Raw genomic sequence first — 15,662 nt, 5'->3', positions numbered from 1 at the left:
TCAGTTGTCCCGAGGATTGAAGTAGTTGCAAAGGCAGCCGCGCGCGCCGCGCACGATCTCGAAGTCCAGCCCGTACAGATCGCGCAGCCGCGCCTCGGTCACGACCTCGCCGGTGGGGCCGCTCGCGTGCATCGCGCCGCCCTTGAGCGCGACGATGTGGTCGGAGTAATTGGCGGCGAAGTTGATGTCGTGGATCACCAGCACCACGGTGCGCCCCTGCTCGTCGCACAGGCGGCGCAGCGCGCGCATGATCTGCACGGCGTGCTTCATGTCGAGGTTGTTGAGCGGCTCGTCGAGCAGCAGCACGGGCGTCTGCTGCGCGATGGTCATCGCGAGGAACGCCATCTGGCGCTGGCCGCCGCTGATTTCGTCGATGTAGGCGCCGCGCAGCGGCTCCAGCGCCAGGAAGGCGATGGCTTCGTCGATGGCGCGGCGATCCTCGGGCGTGAGCGCGCCCCGGCTGTGCGGAAAGCGCCCGAAGGCAACGAGTTCCTCGACCGTGAGGCGCATGCTGAAGCCGGGCGACTGCCGCAGGGTGGCGACGTGGCGGGCGTATTCCCCGGTGCGGATGCCGGCCACGCTGCGGCCATCCAGCAGCACCTCGCCGCCGCTGGGCGGCAGCAGCCGCGCCATGAGCATCAGCAGCGTGGACTTGCCCGCGCCATTGGGGCCGATGAGCGAGGTGATGCGCCGCGCCGGAAACGCGGTGCTGATGCCCGACAGCACCGTCTTGGCGCCGTAGGCTTTGTGGAGATTGCGGACGGTAATCATGCGGTGCCCCGGCCGCGCACCACCAGCGCGAGAAAGTACGCGCCGCACACCAGATTCACGAGGATGCTGACGGTGGTCTGGTAGTTGAAGGCGTGCTCCACCAGGAGCTGCGCGGCGAGGAAGATGGCGATGGCGACCGCGCAGCCCAGCGGCAGCGTGGCCCGGTGGCGGCTGCTGCCCGCCAGCGCGTAGGCGATGTGCGCGACGAAGATGCCCAGGAACGCCGTCGGCCCGATGAGGCTGGTGGACACCGCCACCAGCACCGCGATCAGCGCGAGGTGCCGCCGCACTTGGCGCGCGTGGTCCACGCCGAGCGAGAGGGCCTGCTCGCGCCCCAGCGCCAGCACGTCGAGCACCGGCAGGCTCCTGCGCGCCGCCAGGCACACGGCGGCGACCGCCAGGGCCGAGAGCGCCAGCGTCTCGGGCCGCGCGCGGTTGAACGAGGCATGGCTCAAGCCCTGGAACACGGCGAACTCGCCGGGGCTGATGCGCAACTGCACGAACTGCGTGAAGGTGCCGATCACCATCGTCAGCACCAGCCCGAGCAGCAGCAACAGATACACGTCGTTCGCGCCGCTGCGCAACAGCCAGCGCTGCAGCGCCCAGGAGTAGCCGAGCATCAGCGCGATGGAGACGGCGAAGTTGCCGCCTACGCCCAGCGCCGCCAGCCCCTCGGTGCCCAACAGCAGCAGCAACAATGACTGCCACAGCAGATAGACCGCCTCGTAGCCCAGGATGGCGGGCGTGAGGATGCGGTTGCCCGCCAGCGTCTGGAACACGATGGCCGACAGCGCCACGCACACGCCGCCCACGGCGATGGCCGCCAGCCGCACCAGCCGCTTCGGGATCACGTAGCCGAAGTCCAGCCCCGCGCCCGCGAACACGAAGGCCCCGGCCAGCACGGCGGCCGCGAGCCAGAACATCCACAGTCTGCCGCTGCGCATCACCGCAATCCTCGCAAAATCAGTACGAGAAAAAGCGCCCCACCCACGCCGCCCGCCGTGAGGCCGATCGGCACCTCGAACGGGTACATCAGCAAGCGCCCCAGGATGTCGCAGGCCAGCAGCAGCGCGGCGCCGCCGAACGCGACGATGGGCAGCGTGCGGCCCAGGTTGTCGCCCCGGCGCAGGGCCACCAGTTGCGGCACGACCAGCCCGACGAAGGGAATCGCGCCCACGGCGATGACCGTGGCCGATACCGTCACCGCCACCAGCACCAGCCCCACGGCCGCCGTGGCCGCGTAGCCCAGGCCCAGGCTGGCGGCCATGTCCTCGCCCATGCCCAGCACGGTGAAGCGGTGCGCGTACAAGTAGGCCAGCGCCACCACGGGCACGATGACGTAGAGGATCTCGTAATGGCCCTGCACCACGCGCGAGAAGTCGCCCAGCAGCCAGCCCTGCATGCTTTGCAGGATGTTGTGGCGCCAGGCGTAGAACTCCGCCACGGCGCTGAGCACGCTGCTGTACATCAGGCCGACCACGGGCACCAGCACCGTGTTCCTGAAGCGGATGCGCCGGATGATGGCGACGTAGAGCAGGCTGGCCGCGAAGCAGAACACCAGCGCGAACAGCATGCGCCCCGCCGTACCCGTGGCGGGCAGCACGGTCAGCGACACCAGGATGCCGAGCTTGGCCGCATCCAGCCCGCCCGAAGTGCCCGGCTCGACGAACTTGTTGCGCACGATGTGCTGCAGGATCACGCCGCACACCGACAGCCCCACGCCCGTCAGCACCAGCGCCACCAGGCGCGGCAGGCGGCTGGCCGTCAACGTCAGCCAGGCATCGGCGGGCAGCGGCCACGTCAGTTGCCGCGCGCCGATCAGCAGCGAGGCGCCGCAGAGCGCGATGAACAGGAACAGCAGGCGCACGGGCATCAGCACGGCCCCTCGCCCGGTGCGATGCGCCAGCCCTTGGCGGCCTCGCGCTGGGCCAGGAAGCGGGCGTAGCGCCCCTGGCGCGCGCGCAACTGCGCGGGCGTGCCCTGCTCAGCGATCTGGCCGCCTTCGAGCACCACGATCTGGTCGGCCATCGCCACCGTGGAGAGCTGGTGCGCGATCACGACCAGCGTGCGCCGCCCGCGCAGCCGCGCCAGCGTTGCGGCGATGACGGCCTGGTTCTCCGCGTCCAGCGCGGCGGTGGCTTCGTCCACCAGCAGGATCGGCGCGTCCTTGATGAGCGCGCGGGCGACGGCGATGCGCTGGCGCTCGCCGCCCGACAGGCGCGCGCCGCCTTCGCCGACCGGCGTGTCCAGCCCGATCCCCTCCACGCCCGCCTGCCGCGCGGCTTCCGCCACCTCGGCATCGCTGGCGCCGGGCTTGCCAATGCGGATGTTGTCGGCGATGCTGCCCGCGAACAGCGTGCTGTCCTGGAAGATCTGGCTGATCTGCGCGGCCCGTTGCGCGTCCGTCATCTGGCGCACGTCCACGCCGCCAATGCACACGCTGCCCGCATCCACGTCGAAGAAGCGCGCGATCAGCCGCACCAGCGTGGTCTTGCCCGAGCCGGATTCGCCGATCAGCGCGGCCATGCTGCCGGGCGCGATGCGCAGGTTCACGCCACGCAGCACCTCGGGCGCGCCGGGTTCGTAGCGGAAATGCACGCCGCGCAGTTCGATGGACGCATCGGCAGGCGCTTGCGGCGCGCTCGGCTGCGGCAGGGGTTCGACGGCGAAGATGGCGCGCACCGCATCGAGCTGCCCGCGCGCACCGCGCAGCACCTCGCCATAGCCCGCCACTTCCAGCAGCGGGTCGATGAAGCGCACCACCAGCAGCAGCGCGGCGAGGGTGCCGGCCACTTCGCCATCCAGCCACAGCGCGCCAGCCAACAGCAAGACCGCGAACACGGCCTGCACGGCCCAGGCAGTGAGCACGGCGGACAGGGCCGACAGCACGATCAGCCGCAGGCCCGCTTGGCGCTGCCGCGCCACCGCCTGCGCCAGAAAGCGCGTGCCGCCGCCCTCCCCCCCAAAGGCGCGCAGCACCGGCTGCGCCTGCGCGAACTCCACCATGCGCTGGCTCGCCTCGGCAAAATGGCCGTGGAACGCCGCGTCGGCCCGCCGCGCCAGCCGCGCCGTGAGCGCGAACACCCCGGCCAGCAGCGGCAGCGCCGCCAGCGCGATCAGGCCCAGCCGCGCGTTCAGCGCGAACAGGGCGGCCACGATGGCCAGCGGCGTCACCACGCCACCGATGACCGGCGTGAACACGTGCGCGGGCAACTGCGCCACGGCCATCATCCCCTGCGTGACGATGTGGCCGATGCGTGCCGTGTTCTGCGGCGTGAACCAGCCCACGGGCAGGCGCGCCACATGCGCGCCCAGGCGATGCCGCCCGCCTTGCAGCACGGCCACGCCCACGCGCACGCCTGCCTGCTCCACGCGGCGGCGCCAGCCCCAGCAGACGGCCACACCGGCCAGCAGCGCGGCCAGCCACGGCGCGGCGGCGCGCGCGTCGCCCGCCAGCAGGTGCGTGAGCACCGGCACCAGCGCGGCGATGGCCAGGCCGCAGAGCACGCCATAGGCCACGGCCATCCAGGCGTAGCGGCGCAGCAGGCGGGCGTCCTCGCCCAGCAACTGGATGAAGGTTTTCAGCATGGCTGGCCCTCGGCCCACAGCCGCGCATAGCGCCCGCCCTGCGCCAGCAGCTCGGCATGGCGCCCCTGCGCCACGACCACGCCGCCATCGAGCACGAGGATGCGGTCGGCCTGCGCCACCGTGTCGAGCCGGTGCGCGATGACCAGCAGCGTGCGCCCCTGCGCGAAGCGCGACAGCGCGTCCTGGATGGCGGCCTCGTTGCCCGCGTCGGCGGCGGCCGTGGCTTCGTCGAGCACCAGCACGGGCGGGTCGAGCAGCACGGCGCGCGCGATGCTCACGCGCTGGCGCTCGCCGCCGGAGAACTGTGCGTCCTCGCCCACCACGGCGTCGTAGCCACGCGGCAGCGCCAGGATGCGCGCGTGGATGTTCGCCGCGCGCGCGGCGTCCTCGATCTCTTGCTGGCTGGCCGAAGGCCGCCCCAACGCGATGTTGTCGCGCACGCTGGCGTGGACCAGCCGCACGTCCTGCAGCACGAAGCCGATGCGGCGGTAGAGCTGCGACGCCTCGATGTGGCGCAGATCGACGCCACCGAGCGTGATGCGCCCCTCATCCGGATCGAAGAAGCGCAGCAGCAGCCGCGCCAGCGTGGACTTGCCCGCGCCCGACGGGCCGACGATGGCCGTCACCGTGCCCGGCTCCAGCGTGAAACTGATGCCCGACAGCACCCGGTGGCCATCGCCGTAGCCATAGCCCACGTTCTCGAAGCGCACCGCATGGCCCACGGGCACCTGCTGCTGGCCTGGCGCAGGCTGCGCCAGCACCGGCGTTTCCAGCAGCGCCAGCACGCGCTGCGCGGCACCGGCGGCGCCTTGCAGGTCGTGCAGCAGCGTATGCAGCAACAGCAGCGGCGCGCAGATGCCCGGCGCCACCAGCGCGAACGGCAGCACGTCCACCGGCGCCATCCAGCCCAGGCCCACGAACGCCGCGCCGAAAGTCAGCACCACGCCCAGCACCGTCACCGGCGCGACCATGGCGTGCGCGTGGGCCATGGACGCCACCAGCGGGCGCGTGAAATCCGCGAACGCCTCGGCGAAGCCATCGACCGCCTCGCGGTAGCCGCCATGCGCCGTGCCTGCCGCGCCGAACGCCTTGACGACCGGAATGCCGCCGACGAACTCCACCGTCGCGCTGTTGATGCGCCCGAGCCGCTCGGCAAATGCCTGCATGCCTGCCCCGCTGGCCTGCATGGCCCGCCGCAGGAACACGAAGAACCCCGGAAACGGCAGCAGCGCCGCAATCGCCAGGCGCCAGTCCAGCGCAAACAGATAGACCACCGACACCCCCACCGCGCCCACGGCCCGCCCCACGGCGGTGTAGAAGTGCGCGGTCAGGCCGTGCAGCGTGGCGATGTCGTCCTGCATGGCCTGCTTGACCTCGCCCGACGCCCGGCTGGTGAACCAGCCCAGCGGCGCCTGCGCCAGCCTGCGCGCGGCCGCCACACGCAAGCCGTGGGTGAGCCGGTTGTCGGCCAGGTGCGCCACCAGCTCGCCCGCGAGCACCAGCGCCATGCCCGCGAACAGGCAGGCCACGCTGGCCGCGACCACCGGCCCGACGCTGCCGCCGCCCTGGCCCCGGGCGATGCGCGCAACGTGCGCGATGCCCGCCAGCGGCACCAGGGCGAGCATGGAACCCACGGCGGCCAGCACGGCCGCGCAGGCCAGCCGGCCGCGTACCGGGTGGAGGATGCGGCGCAGCGGGCCGGAAGATGCAGACGGGGAGGAAGGGACGGCCGCAGCCGTGTCGTGCGCACTCATGGGCGAGCGTGAATCGAAATAAAACAGGAAATACGAATTAGTTTCATCATATTAAACTAATTCATCCCGCCCCACGCACAACACTGGCGGACGCGCACAATCGCCACCAGCCCCAGGAGAAGCAATGCCCCACGAGAAACCGCCGCCGGCGCGCGGGCGCCCGCGCACCATCACCCGCGAACGCATCGCCGACGCGGGCATCGCCATCGGCCTGCCGAACATCACCTTCACCGGCGTCGCCGCCGCGCTGGGCGTGAGCCACATGGCGCTGTACAAGCACGTCGCCAGCCTGGAGGAACTCAAGCACCTGGTGGCCGAGGAAATCTTCCAGCGCTGGCAGATCCCCCGGGCCGACGGCCAGGACGGCGTGGCCCTGGAGGACTACCTGGTCGCCTTCAGCGCGTCCGCGCAGGCCTTCGTCAAGACGCATCCCGGGCTCACGCCCTACGTGCTGCGCCGGGCGGCCGCAACCCAGCCCATGCTCGCCAAGATCGATGAGCACCAGAGCCACATCGCGCAGGCCTACGGGATTCCGAAGGCGCGGGCGCGCTGGCTGCTCGCCACCGTGGCCTTCCACTGCATCGCCGTAGCCGACACGGTGTATTCCGTCGCGGGCCGCGCGCCCACCGCGGCCACGGCGCGCGCGCAGGAAGAGGCCGAGATGGAGGCGGAATTCGTCCAGGGCATGCACGCGCTCATCGTCGGCGCGCTCGCCATGCTTGATGCCCCACATCAAAAACAATAGCTGCTTGCGCAGGCCCCATGCGCCTTCAGGGCATAAAAGACCCTAAAACCGTGTACGCCCCGCCACCGCGCCATGGGACAATCGGCGCAACGCCAACGCCAGCCCGCCCCCTCCGATGAGCACCCCCGAGCAATACGTACAGCACAAGGCCGCCGCCTCGGGCAGCAGCTTCTACTACGCCTTCCTCTTCCTGCCCGCGCCGCGCCGCGCCGCCATCACCGCCTTCTACGCCTTCTGCCGCGAGGTGGACGACGTGGTGGACGAGGTGCACGACCCCAGCGTGGCCGCCGCCAAGCTCGCCTGGTGGCAGGGCGAGGTGGCCCAGGCCTTCGCGGGCCAGCCCAGCCACCCGGTGATGCAGGCGCTGATGCCGCACGCGAGCGCCTACGGCATCGAGCAGCGCCACCTGCTGGCCGTCATCGAAGGCTGCCGCATGGACCTGGAGCAGACGCGCTACCTCGACTTCGCCGGCCTCGCGCGCTACTGCCACCTGGTCGCCGGGGTGGTGGGCGAGGTGGCCGCGCGCATCTTCGGCCAGACGCAGGACGCCACCACCGCCTACGCGCACAAGCTCGGCCTGGCCTTCCAGCTCACCAACATCATCCGCGACGTGGGCGAGGACGCCATGCGCGGGCGCATCTACCTGCCGGTGAACGAGCTGCAGCAGTTCGACGTGAAGGCGCACGAGATCAGCGCGCGCCAGCATTCCGAGCGCTTCACCGCGCTGATGCGCTTCCAGGCCGAGCGCGCGCACCGCTGCTACGACGAAGCGCTGGCCTTGCTGCCCGCGGCCGACCGGCGCGCGCAGAAGCCCGGCCTGATGATGGCCAGCATCTACCGCACGCTGCTGCGCGAAATCGAGCGCGACAACTTCCAGGTGCTGAACCAGCGCACCAGCCTGACGCCGCTGCGCAAGTTCTGGCTGGCGTGGAAGATGCAAGCGCTGGGCCGCTTCTGATGAAGCGGCAACCCCCTGAGCCGCTGCGCGGCTTCCCCCTTCTCTCGCGCTGCGCGCGGGAAGGGGGACGACGCCAGCGCGGCGGGGCGGCCCTTGCGCGGCGTCCGCTGGCCCGGGGCGCGCCCGTTTCATGGGGCGTGGACGGCGCACGGCGCCCTGCGGATTGCTGACGATGCGGATTGCCATCATCGGCGCCGGCTGGGCCGGGCTGGCGGCCGCCATCGAACTGGCCGCCGCGGGCGTGCGGCCCACCGTCTTCGAGGCCGCACGTGACGTGGGCGGCCGCGCCCGCGCGCTGCACGCCAACGGGCGGGTGCTGGACAACGGCCAGCACATCCTGATCGGCGCCTACGCCGAATGCCTGCGCCTCATGCGCCAGGTGGGGGTGCGGCCCGAGGACGTGTTCCACCGCCAGCCGCTGGCCCTCACCTTTGCCGACGGCACCGGGCTGCGCCTGCCCGACCTCGCGCCGCCCTGGGATGCGCTGGCGGGCATCGCCCGGGCGCGCGGCTGGCGCTGGCGCGACAAGGCCGCGCTGCTGCGCACGGCCGCCGCCTGGCGCCTGGGCGGCTTTCGCTGCGCGCCGCAGGCCACCGTGGCCCAGCTGTGCGCGCGGCTGCCGCGGCGGCTGGTGGATGAATTCATCGACCCGCTGTGCGTCTCGGCGCTCAACACCCCGGCGCACGAGGCCAGCGGCCAGGTGTTCCTGCGCGTGCTGCAGGACAGCCTGTTCAGCGGCCGCGGCGGCTCGCACCTGCTGCTGCCGCGCACCGACCTGGGCAGCGTCTTCGCCGAACCCGCAGCGCGCTGGCTGGCAGGCCACGGCGCCAGCGTGCACACCGGCCGGCGCGTGCAGCAGATCGCCCACCAGGGCGGCGCCTGGCAGGTGGACGGCACGCCGTTCGACGCCGTGGTGCTCGCCACCCCCAGCACCGAGGCCGTGCGCCTGCTGCGCGCGCTGGCGCAGCCCGCGCTGCAGCCCTGGCTGGCGCAGGCCGAGGCGCTGCGCTTCATCCCCATCACCACGGTCTATGCCCAGGTGCCGGGGGCGCCGGGCCCGGTGCTCGCCGCGCCCATGCTGGCGCTGCGCGCGCAGGCCGGGCAGCCGGCGCAGTTCGTCTTCGACCGGGGGCAGCTCGGCGGGCCTGCGGGGCTGCTGGCCTTCGTCGTCAGCACCAGCGCCGGCGAGCGCGCCCCCTTGGAAGCACAGGTGCTGGCCCAGGCCCGCGCCGCATTGGGCCTGGCGGCGCTGCAGCCGGTGCAGACCGTGGTGGAAAAGCGCGCCACCTTCGCCTGCACGCCCGCGCTGCGGCGCCCGCCGCCCGCGCTGCTGCCGGGCCTGTGGGCCACGGGCGACTACATCGACGGCCCCTACCCCGCCACGCTCGAAGGCGCGGTGCGCAGCGGCTGCGCCGTGGCGCGCGCGCTGCTGTCGCCTCATGGCTGTCACACCCGGCTGCCAGAGTAGCGGCCCACCCGACCCGCTATCCACCCGCCATTCAAGGAGCATCCCGTGCGGCCCCACCTCCCCATGCCCACCTTTCTGGCCCTGGCCGCCCTGCTGCCCTGGGGCGCAGCCCAGGCGGCGCGCCCCATGGTCACCGACGATGCGCGCATCGTCGATGCCAAGGCCTGCCAGGTGGAAAGCTGGGTCAAGCGCAACCAGGACAGCACCGAGTACTGGGCCCAGCCGGCCTGCAACTTCACGGGCAACCTGGAGCTTTCGCTCGGCGGCGCCAAGGGCAAGGACGACGGCGGCACTCAGACCACCGACATCGTCCTCCAGGCCAAGACCCTGTTCAAGCCGCTGGAGCCGGACGGCTGGGGCTGGGGCCTGGCCGTGGGCAACGTGCGCCACCCGGCCATCCACACCGGCAACAACCTGCTGGGCGACCTGTACGCCTACGTGCCCGCTACCTTCTCGCTACGGAACGACCGCGTGCTGGTGCACACCAACGTCGGCTGGCTGCACGAGCGCGAGGCCCGGCGCCACCGCATGACCTGGGGCCTGGGCACCGAGGTCCAGTGGAGCGCGTCCACCTGGCTGATCGCCGAGGTGTTTGGCCAGAACCAGGGCAAGCCGTTCTACCAGGTGGGCCTGCGCTACTGGCTGGTGCCCGACCACGTGCAGGTGGACACCACCTACGGCAACCGCGCGGGCAGCGGGGCGCAGGAACGCTGGTTCTCCATCGGCCTGCGCCTGCTGTCGCCAGCATTCCTGCCCTGAAGATTGCTCACCATTCGATAGCTGCCAGCGCTTATCCAGCAAGGGCTGGAGGCCTTTTTTGCTTAAAAACTACTTCTCCAGCCACCACTGGATGATGAACTTGGCGACGAAGCCCAGGAAGCCCACGCCCAGGCCCAGGAAGATCACGAAGGTGCCGAACTTGCCGGCCTTGGACTGCCAGGCCAGGTGGCCGATGATGAACACCATGAACAGGATGAACGCCGCCACCCCGTAGGTGAGGAAGAACCCCGCCAGTTGTTCTTCGGTATACCCAAAAATCACGCCAGATTCTCCCCGCGCTCGGGCAGCCCCGAGGCATCGACCAGATCGCGGTAGGCATGCCAGCTCGCATGCCCCAGCACCGGAATGGCCACGATGAAGGCAAAAAACACCGTGCCCAGCCCCAGCAGGGTCAGCGCCAGCATCAGGGCGGCCCAGAAGGCCATGGGAATGGGGTTGGCCAGCACCACCGTCCAGCTCGTCAGCACGGCCTGGCCCAGCGTGGCCTTGCGATCCAGCAGCAGCGGCATGGCCACCACGCTGGAGGCGAAGATCGGTGCCGCCAGCAGGCTGCCCAGGCCCAGCCACAGCTCGAACAGCCAGCCGCCATCGGCCAGCACGACGTGGCGCACGAAATCCAGCGGGTCGTTCACGGGCGCGGGCGCCAGCAGGGTGATGAGCGAGGCCGACACCACGATCCAGCCCACCGCCGCCAGCGCCAGCAGCAGCCCGAACTCCACCAGGCACCAGTAGTCATGGTCGCGCCAGGCGCGCGGGTGGCTGCGCTGCCAGCCCAGCCAGGTGCGCCGCACCACGCACCAGTCGGCGCGCTGCTGGCGCTCCAGCGCGCGGCTGAGGGCATAGAAGCTCGTGGCCAGCACCGGCCCCACCACGAGGAAGGCCGACAGCACCCCCGCCAGCAGCCAGAAATGCCGGTACGCGAGCGCGCTCACGCCCAGGCCGAACAACGCCGCCGCCAGGCCATGGGCCCAGCTCACCCAGCCCGCGTGCGTGAGGTCGTTCAGGCCCCGCGCCAGCCAGGTCAGGGGTTGCGCCAGCCCCACGGAGCGAACCGGGGGCAGATAGACAGGTGTGGTCATAGGCTTGGCAGAGGTGTGGCAAAGGTGCAGCCAAGGGGCGGCCAGCGGAAAGCCGGGCGCCGCCAGGGCAGGTGCCGAGAATACCCCAGCGGCATTGGCACAATCGCCGCATGCCCCTGCCCTCCTTCTTTGCCCCCGAGCCGCCCCAGCGGCACGGCCAGCCCCAGCGCACCGCCATCCTGCTGTGCAACCTGGGCACCCCGGATGCCCCCACCGCCCCGGCCCTGCGCCGCTACCTGGGCCAGTTCCTCGGCGACCGGCGCGTGGTCGAGATCCCGCGCATCGCCTGGCTGCCGCTGCTGCACGGCGTCATCCTGCGCACCCGGCCGCGCAAGTCGGCGGCCAAGTACGCCAGCATCTGGACGGCCGACGGCTCGCCGCTGCTGGCCTGGACGGCGCGGCAGGCGCAGGCCCTGGGCCAGTCCTTGCAGGACGCGGGCCAGCCCGTGCTGGTGCGCCACGCCATGCGCTACGGCAACCCCTCCATCGCCAGCCAGCTCGACGCGCTCAAGGCCGAGGGCGCCACGCGCATCCTGGTGCTGCCGCTGTACCCGCAGTACTCCGGCACCACCACGGCCAGCGTGTTCGACGCGGTGTACGCCTGGGCCGCGCGCACGCGCCACGTGCCCGAGCTGCGCTTCGTCAACCGCTACCACGACGACGCGGGCTACATCGGCGCGCTGGCGCAGAGCATCGCGCAGCACTGGCAGGCCCACGGCCAGCCCGAGCGGCTGGTGCTGAGCTTTCACGGCGTGCCCGAGCGCACGCTACACCTGGGCGACCCCTACCACTGCGAGGCGCGCAAGACCGCACGCCTGCTGACCGAGCGCCTGGGCCTGCCGGACGGGCGCTGCCTGGTCACCTTCCAGTCGCGCTTCGGCAAGGCCAGGTGGCTGGAGCCCGCCACCGAGCCGACGCTGGTGCGGCTGGCGCAGGAGGGCGTGCGCCGCGTCGACGTGATCTGCCCCGGCTTCGCCAGCGACTGCCTGGAAACGCTGGAGGAGATCGACCAGGAAGTGCGCGAAGCCTTCCTGCACGCGGGCGGGCAGGACTTCCACTACATCCCCTGCCTCAACGCGCATCCGGCCTGGATCGACGCGCTGAAACACATTGCGCTGAACCACCTCGCCGGCTGGCCCGTGCAGCCCGAGGCGCCGCAGGCGCTGGCCGAGGCGCGCGCGCGGGCGCTGGCCCTGGGAGCACCGTCATGACCCCGCCCTGCCCCACCCTGGCGCCAGCCCAGCTGCGCTGCACCATCGACCCGCTGGCGCTGGGCTTCGCCGACACCAGCGAACTGGTGGGCCAGCCGCTGCCCTGGATCGGGCAGGAGCGCGCGTTCGCCGCCGCGCGCTTCGGCCTGGCCATGGACCAGCCGGACTACAACCTGTTCGTGCTCGGCGAGGTCGGCAGCGGCCGCGCCTCGCTCATGCGCCAGGCCATGCAGGAGGCCGCCGCCGCGCGCCCGGTGCCGCCCGACCTGTGCTACCTGCACGACTTCGACCAGCCCGAGCGCCCGCGCGCGCTGCGCCTGCCCGCGGGCCAGGGGCGCGCGCTGCGCCAGGGCATGCAGCAGTGGGCCAGGACGCTGGAGGCCGAAATCCCCAAGCGCCTGGCCGCGCCCGACATCAAGGCCGAGGCCGAGCGCATCGTCCGCACCTTCCAGAGCGAGGAGGCGCGCGCCTTCTCGGCGCTCGACGCCTTCGCGCGCGAGCGCCGCTTCCAGCTCACGCGCGAAGGCGAGCAGATGGTGTTCACACTGCTCGGCGAGGGCGGCCAGGCCATCACCGACCAGGAGGCCCAGGCGCTCTCGCCCGCGCAGCGCCAGGCCATCGAGCAGGCAGAGCAGGAACTGCGCGCCGAGATCGTGCGCTTTCTCGACCGCACCCGGCCGCTGGAGCGCACGCGCGACGAAGCGCTGGAGCAACTGCACCGCCAGACCGCCAGGCCGCTGGTGGACCACGCCCTCGACCCGATACGCCAGAGCCTGCGCAAGCAGATCAAGGACGCCGCCAAGCTCGGCCACTGGTTCGACCAGGTGCAGCGCGAGGTGCTGGACAACATCGACCTGTTCCTGCCGCGCGAAGGCGTGCAGCCCGACGACGCCGCCGAGGAAGACCGCCGTGCCGACCTGGCCGACCTGCTGGACCTGTGCCGCGTCAACCTGGCCGTGGACAACGGCGACCTGCGCGGCGCCCCAGTGGTGGTGGAGGACAACCCGCAGTTGCGCAGCCTGTTCGGCAACATCGAGCACCAGGCCGACGGCGAGGCGCCGCGCGCCGACTTCTCCGGCATCCACGCGGGCAGCCTGCTGCGCGCGCACGGCGGCTACCTGCTGCTGTTCCTGCGCGACCTGCTGGGCGACGAACCGCTGTGGGAGCGGCTGCGCCGCTTCCTGCGCTGCAGCCGCCTGATGATCGAGGACGCCGCGGCCCACGGCCCTGGCGCCGCCGTCGCGCTGCAGCCCGAGGGCGTGGACGTGGACGTGAAGATCGTGCTCGTCGGCTCCACGGCCGAGTACTACGCGCTGCAGGAGGGCGACCCCGACCTGGCGCGGCGCTTTCGCGTGAAGGTGGACTTCGCCGAGCGCTTCGCCGCCACGCCGGCCACGCGCCACGCCACGGCGGCCTTCATTGCGCGCAGCTGCGCGCGGCGCGGCCTGCCGCACTGCAGCGCGGCCGCCGTGGCCCGGCTGCTGGAGCATTCGCACCGCGAGGCCGACGACCAGGCGCGCCAGAGCGCGCTGTTCGCCAGCACCGAGGCGCTGCTGATCGAAAGCGCCGCCCAGGCGCGCACGCGCGGCGCCGCGCTGACCGGCCCCCAGGACGTGGACGCCGCGCTGCTGGCGCGCCAGCAGCGCCACAACGCGCCCGAGGAAGCCTTGCACGAGGCCATCGCCGAGGGCGAGCTGCTGATCTCGCTGGCGGGCATGCAGGTGAGCCAGCTCAACGCCCTCACGCAAATCGACCTGGGCGACTACCGCTTCGGCTTCCCGGTGCGCATCACGGCGCGCACCTTCGCGGGCCAGGAGGGGCTGATCAACATCGAGCGCGAGGTCGAGATGTCGGGCCCCATCCACGACAAGGGCGTGCTCATCCTGCACAGCTACCTGGCCGCGCTGTTCGGGCACCTGGCGCCGCTGGCGCTCAACGCCTCGATCGTGTTCGAGCAGGAATACAGCGGCATCGAGGGCGATTCGGCCTCGTGCGCCGAGCTGTACACGCTGCTGTCCGCGCTCTCGGGCCTGCCGCTGCGCCAGGACGTGGCCGTCACCGGCGCGCTCAACCAGCACGGCGAGGTGCTGCCCGTGGGCGGGCTGAACGAGAAGATCGAGGGGTGGTTCCGCACCTGCGCGCAGGCCGGGCTGACCGGCAACCAGGGCGTGCTGGTGCCGGCACGCAACCAGCGCCACCTGATGCTGTCGCCGCAGGTGGTGGAAGCGGTGGCGCAGGGCCGGTTCCACATCCACGCGGCGCGCCATGTGTCCGAGGGCATCGCCCTGCTCACGGGGCAGGACCATGCGCAGGTGCTGGCCCGCGCCGAGCAGACGCTGCGCGACTACCGCCGCGCCTGCCAGGCCGCCGCGTGGGGCCAGCGGCGCGGCGCGCGCAGGCGCTAGCCTGCCTCGCGCGCCTCGCACGCTGCCAGGAAGCCGTCCACCAGCGCATGGTGCGCCGGCACGTTGAGCGCCGGCGCGTGGCCGCAGCCGGGCACCTCGACCACCTGCGCCAGGCCGCGCGCGCCGGGCCCGCGCCGCAGCATCTCGGCCGCCGTCGCGCGCTCGACCAGGTCGGAATCCTCGCCGCGCAGGCACAGCACGGGGATGTCCAGCGCGTCGTAGTGCGCCCAGATCAGGTAGTCGTTCTCGTGCGCGGTGAACTGCTGCACCATGGCCGGGTCGTAGTGCGGCGTCACGCGCCCGTCGGGCAGGCGGCGCACCGAGGTTTCCGTCAGGCGGCGCCACTGCGCGTCGCTGAGCCAGCCGTAGGGGGCATAGACCTGCCGGAAGAAGGCCTCCAGCTCCTGCACGGTAGCGAACGCGGGCGGCTCGCCAGCGTAGGCGCGGATGCGCGCCAGCGCCGCATCGGCCAGCCGCGGCGCGTTGTCGTTGAGCAGCAGGCTGCGGATGCGCCCGCGCAGGCGCGGCTCGTGGCGCCCGGCGGCGCAGACCGTGCCGATGGCCCCGCCCATGGAGGTGCCCACCCAGTGCGCGCGGCCGATGCCGAGCTGCGCGAACAGGTCCGCCGCCAGGCGCGCATAGAACGCCAGGCAGTACTCCTGCGCCGGCGCGCGGCTCCACTGGCTCAGCCCCCGGCCCAGCGTGTCGGGGCAGATCACGCGGTAGCGGGTGCTGAGGTGCGCGGCCAGCTCGTCCATGTCGCGCCCCGTGCGCGCCAGGCCATGCCAGGCGATGACCACGGGGGCGCCGGGCGCGCCCCAGTCCATGTAGTGGATTTCATAGCCGGCACAGGTGGCGTAGCGCGACGAGGGAGACATGGTGGAGGACTTTCTGGGAGCGGGG

The 15,662-nt window shown here is 72.1% G+C and carries 14 protein-coding genes; 6 read left to right on the top strand and 8 right to left on the bottom strand.

Annotated features, from left to right (window positions below):
• The 5 genes from YS110_21305 to YS110_21285 are packed head-to-tail and all read right to left on the bottom strand — an operon-like array spanning position 1 to position 6,113.
• On the bottom strand, positions 1-771 hold the full coding sequence (locus YS110_21305; protein ID UJB67121.1) for an ATP-binding cassette domain-containing protein: 771 nt from the start codon (positions 769-771) through the stop codon (positions 1-3).
• Positions 768-1,715 carry an iron chelate uptake ABC transporter family permease subunit gene (locus YS110_21300; protein ID UJB67120.1) on the bottom strand — a complete coding sequence of 316 codons (948 nt, stop codon included), beginning with the start codon at positions 1,713-1,715 and terminating at the stop codon, positions 768-770. Before YS110_21300 ends, YS110_21305 begins: the two co-directional genes overlap by 4 nt.
• A complete protein-coding gene (locus YS110_21295; GenBank protein ID UJB67554.1) occupies positions 1,715-2,644 on the bottom strand; it encodes an iron chelate uptake ABC transporter family permease subunit in 930 nt (309 codons plus the stop codon). Before YS110_21295 ends, YS110_21300 begins: the two co-directional genes overlap by 1 nt.
• Positions 2,644-4,359 carry an ABC transporter ATP-binding protein gene (locus tag YS110_21290; GenBank protein UJB67119.1) on the bottom strand — a complete coding sequence of 572 codons (1,716 nt, stop codon included), beginning with the start codon at positions 4,357-4,359 and terminating at the stop codon, positions 2,644-2,646. Before YS110_21290 ends, YS110_21295 begins: the two co-directional genes overlap by 1 nt.
• Positions 4,353-6,113, bottom strand: coding sequence for an ABC transporter ATP-binding protein (locus tag YS110_21285; GenBank protein UJB67118.1), 1,761 nt, complete (start codon positions 6,111-6,113; stop codon positions 4,353-4,355). The genes YS110_21290 and YS110_21285 overlap by 7 nt, the downstream gene beginning before the upstream one ends.
• A 124-nt stretch (positions 6,114-6,237) precedes the next feature.
• On the opposite strand from YS110_21285, the gene YS110_21280 reads away from it, so the two are divergent.
• The 4 genes from YS110_21280 to YS110_21265 all read left to right on the top strand — a co-directional run bounded on the left by YS110_21280 (position 6,238) and on the right by YS110_21265 (position 10,043).
• Positions 6,238-6,858: a TetR/AcrR family transcriptional regulator gene (locus tag YS110_21280; protein UJB67117.1), complete on the top strand. Its 621-nt coding sequence runs from the start codon at positions 6,238-6,240 to the stop codon at positions 6,856-6,858.
• A gap of 115 nt (positions 6,859-6,973) precedes the next feature.
• A complete protein-coding gene (hpnD, locus tag YS110_21275) occupies positions 6,974-7,816 on the top strand; it encodes a presqualene diphosphate synthase HpnD (protein ID UJB67116.1) in 843 nt (280 codons plus the stop codon).
• A gap of 172 nt (positions 7,817-7,988) precedes the next feature.
• A complete protein-coding gene (locus YS110_21270) occupies positions 7,989-9,284 on the top strand; it encodes an FAD-dependent oxidoreductase (GenBank protein ID UJB67115.1) in 1,296 nt (431 codons plus the stop codon).
• 63 nt (positions 9,285-9,347) lie between these two features.
• Complete coding sequence (locus tag YS110_21265; protein UJB67553.1) at positions 9,348-10,043, top strand: hypothetical protein; 696 nt, start codon at positions 9,348-9,350, stop codon at positions 10,041-10,043.
• 69 nt (positions 10,044-10,112) lie between these two features.
• Here YS110_21265 and YS110_21260 read toward each other — a convergent pair whose 3' ends face one another.
• Both YS110_21260 and YS110_21255 read right to left on the bottom strand, forming a co-directional pair.
• Entirely contained in the window at positions 10,113-10,325 is a 213-nt protein-coding gene (locus YS110_21260) for a DUF2788 domain-containing protein (GenBank protein ID UJB67114.1), read from the bottom strand.
• Positions 10,322-11,143 carry a DUF2189 domain-containing protein gene (locus tag YS110_21255; protein ID UJB67113.1) on the bottom strand — a complete coding sequence of 274 codons (822 nt, stop codon included), beginning with the start codon at positions 11,141-11,143 and terminating at the stop codon, positions 10,322-10,324. The genes YS110_21260 and YS110_21255 overlap by 4 nt, the downstream gene beginning before the upstream one ends.
• A gap of 116 nt (positions 11,144-11,259) precedes the next feature.
• On the opposite strand from YS110_21255, the gene YS110_21250 reads away from it, so the two are divergent.
• Positions 11,260-12,354, top strand: a complete 1,095-nt coding sequence (locus tag YS110_21250; GenBank protein UJB67552.1) for a ferrochelatase — start codon at positions 11,260-11,262, stop codon at positions 12,352-12,354.
• Positions 12,351-14,759, top strand: a complete 2,409-nt coding sequence (locus YS110_21245) for an AAA family ATPase (GenBank protein UJB67112.1) — start codon at positions 12,351-12,353, stop codon at positions 14,757-14,759. Before YS110_21250 ends, YS110_21245 begins: the two co-directional genes overlap by 4 nt.
• Here YS110_21245 and YS110_21240 read toward each other — a convergent pair.
• Entirely contained in the window at positions 14,756-15,637 is an 882-nt protein-coding gene (locus YS110_21240; GenBank protein UJB67111.1) for an alpha/beta hydrolase, read from the bottom strand. The two genes, YS110_21245 and YS110_21240, sit on opposite strands and share 4 nt — an antisense overlap.
• Between the last annotated feature and the right edge of the window lie 25 nt (positions 15,638-15,662).

Origin of the sequence: Acidovorax sp. YS12, assembly GCA_021496925.1 — a bacterium.
In the GTDB taxonomy this organism is placed as follows: Bacteria; Pseudomonadota; Gammaproteobacteria; order Burkholderiales; family Burkholderiaceae_C; genus Paenacidovorax.
The sequence above is the reverse complement of the archived record's forward strand: the minus strand, read 5'-3'. Positions and strand labels throughout refer to the sequence as shown.

Coding starts and splice junctions, on each gene's coding strand:
- YS110_21305 (UJB67121.1), bottom strand. CDS start 771: ATGATTACCGTCCGCAATCTCCACAAAGCCTACGGCGCCAAGACGGTG.
- YS110_21300 (UJB67120.1), bottom strand. CDS start 1,715: ATGCGCAGCGGCAGACTGTGGATGTTCTGGCTCGCGGCCGCCGTGCTG.
- YS110_21295 (UJB67554.1), bottom strand. CDS start 2,644: ATGCCCGTGCGCCTGCTGTTCCTGTTCATCGCGCTCTGCGGCGCCTCG.
- YS110_21290 (UJB67119.1), bottom strand. CDS start 4,359: ATGCTGAAAACCTTCATCCAGTTGCTGGGCGAGGACGCCCGCCTGCTG.
- YS110_21285 (UJB67118.1), bottom strand. CDS start 6,113: ATGAGTGCGCACGACACGGCTGCGGCCGTCCCTTCCTCCCCGTCTGCA.
- YS110_21280 (UJB67117.1), top strand. CDS start 6,238: ATGCCCCACGAGAAACCGCCGCCGGCGCGCGGGCGCCCGCGCACCATC.
- hpnD (UJB67116.1), top strand. CDS start 6,974: ATGAGCACCCCCGAGCAATACGTACAGCACAAGGCCGCCGCCTCGGGC.
- YS110_21270 (UJB67115.1), top strand. CDS start 7,989: ATGCGGATTGCCATCATCGGCGCCGGCTGGGCCGGGCTGGCGGCCGCC.
- YS110_21265 (UJB67553.1), top strand. CDS start 9,348: ATGCCCACCTTTCTGGCCCTGGCCGCCCTGCTGCCCTGGGGCGCAGCC.
- YS110_21255 (UJB67113.1), bottom strand. CDS start 11,143: ATGACCACACCTGTCTATCTGCCCCCGGTTCGCTCCGTGGGGCTGGCG.
- YS110_21245 (UJB67112.1), top strand. CDS start 12,351: ATGACCCCGCCCTGCCCCACCCTGGCGCCAGCCCAGCTGCGCTGCACC.
- YS110_21240 (UJB67111.1), bottom strand. CDS start 15,637: ATGTCTCCCTCGTCGCGCTACGCCACCTGTGCCGGCTATGAAATCCAC.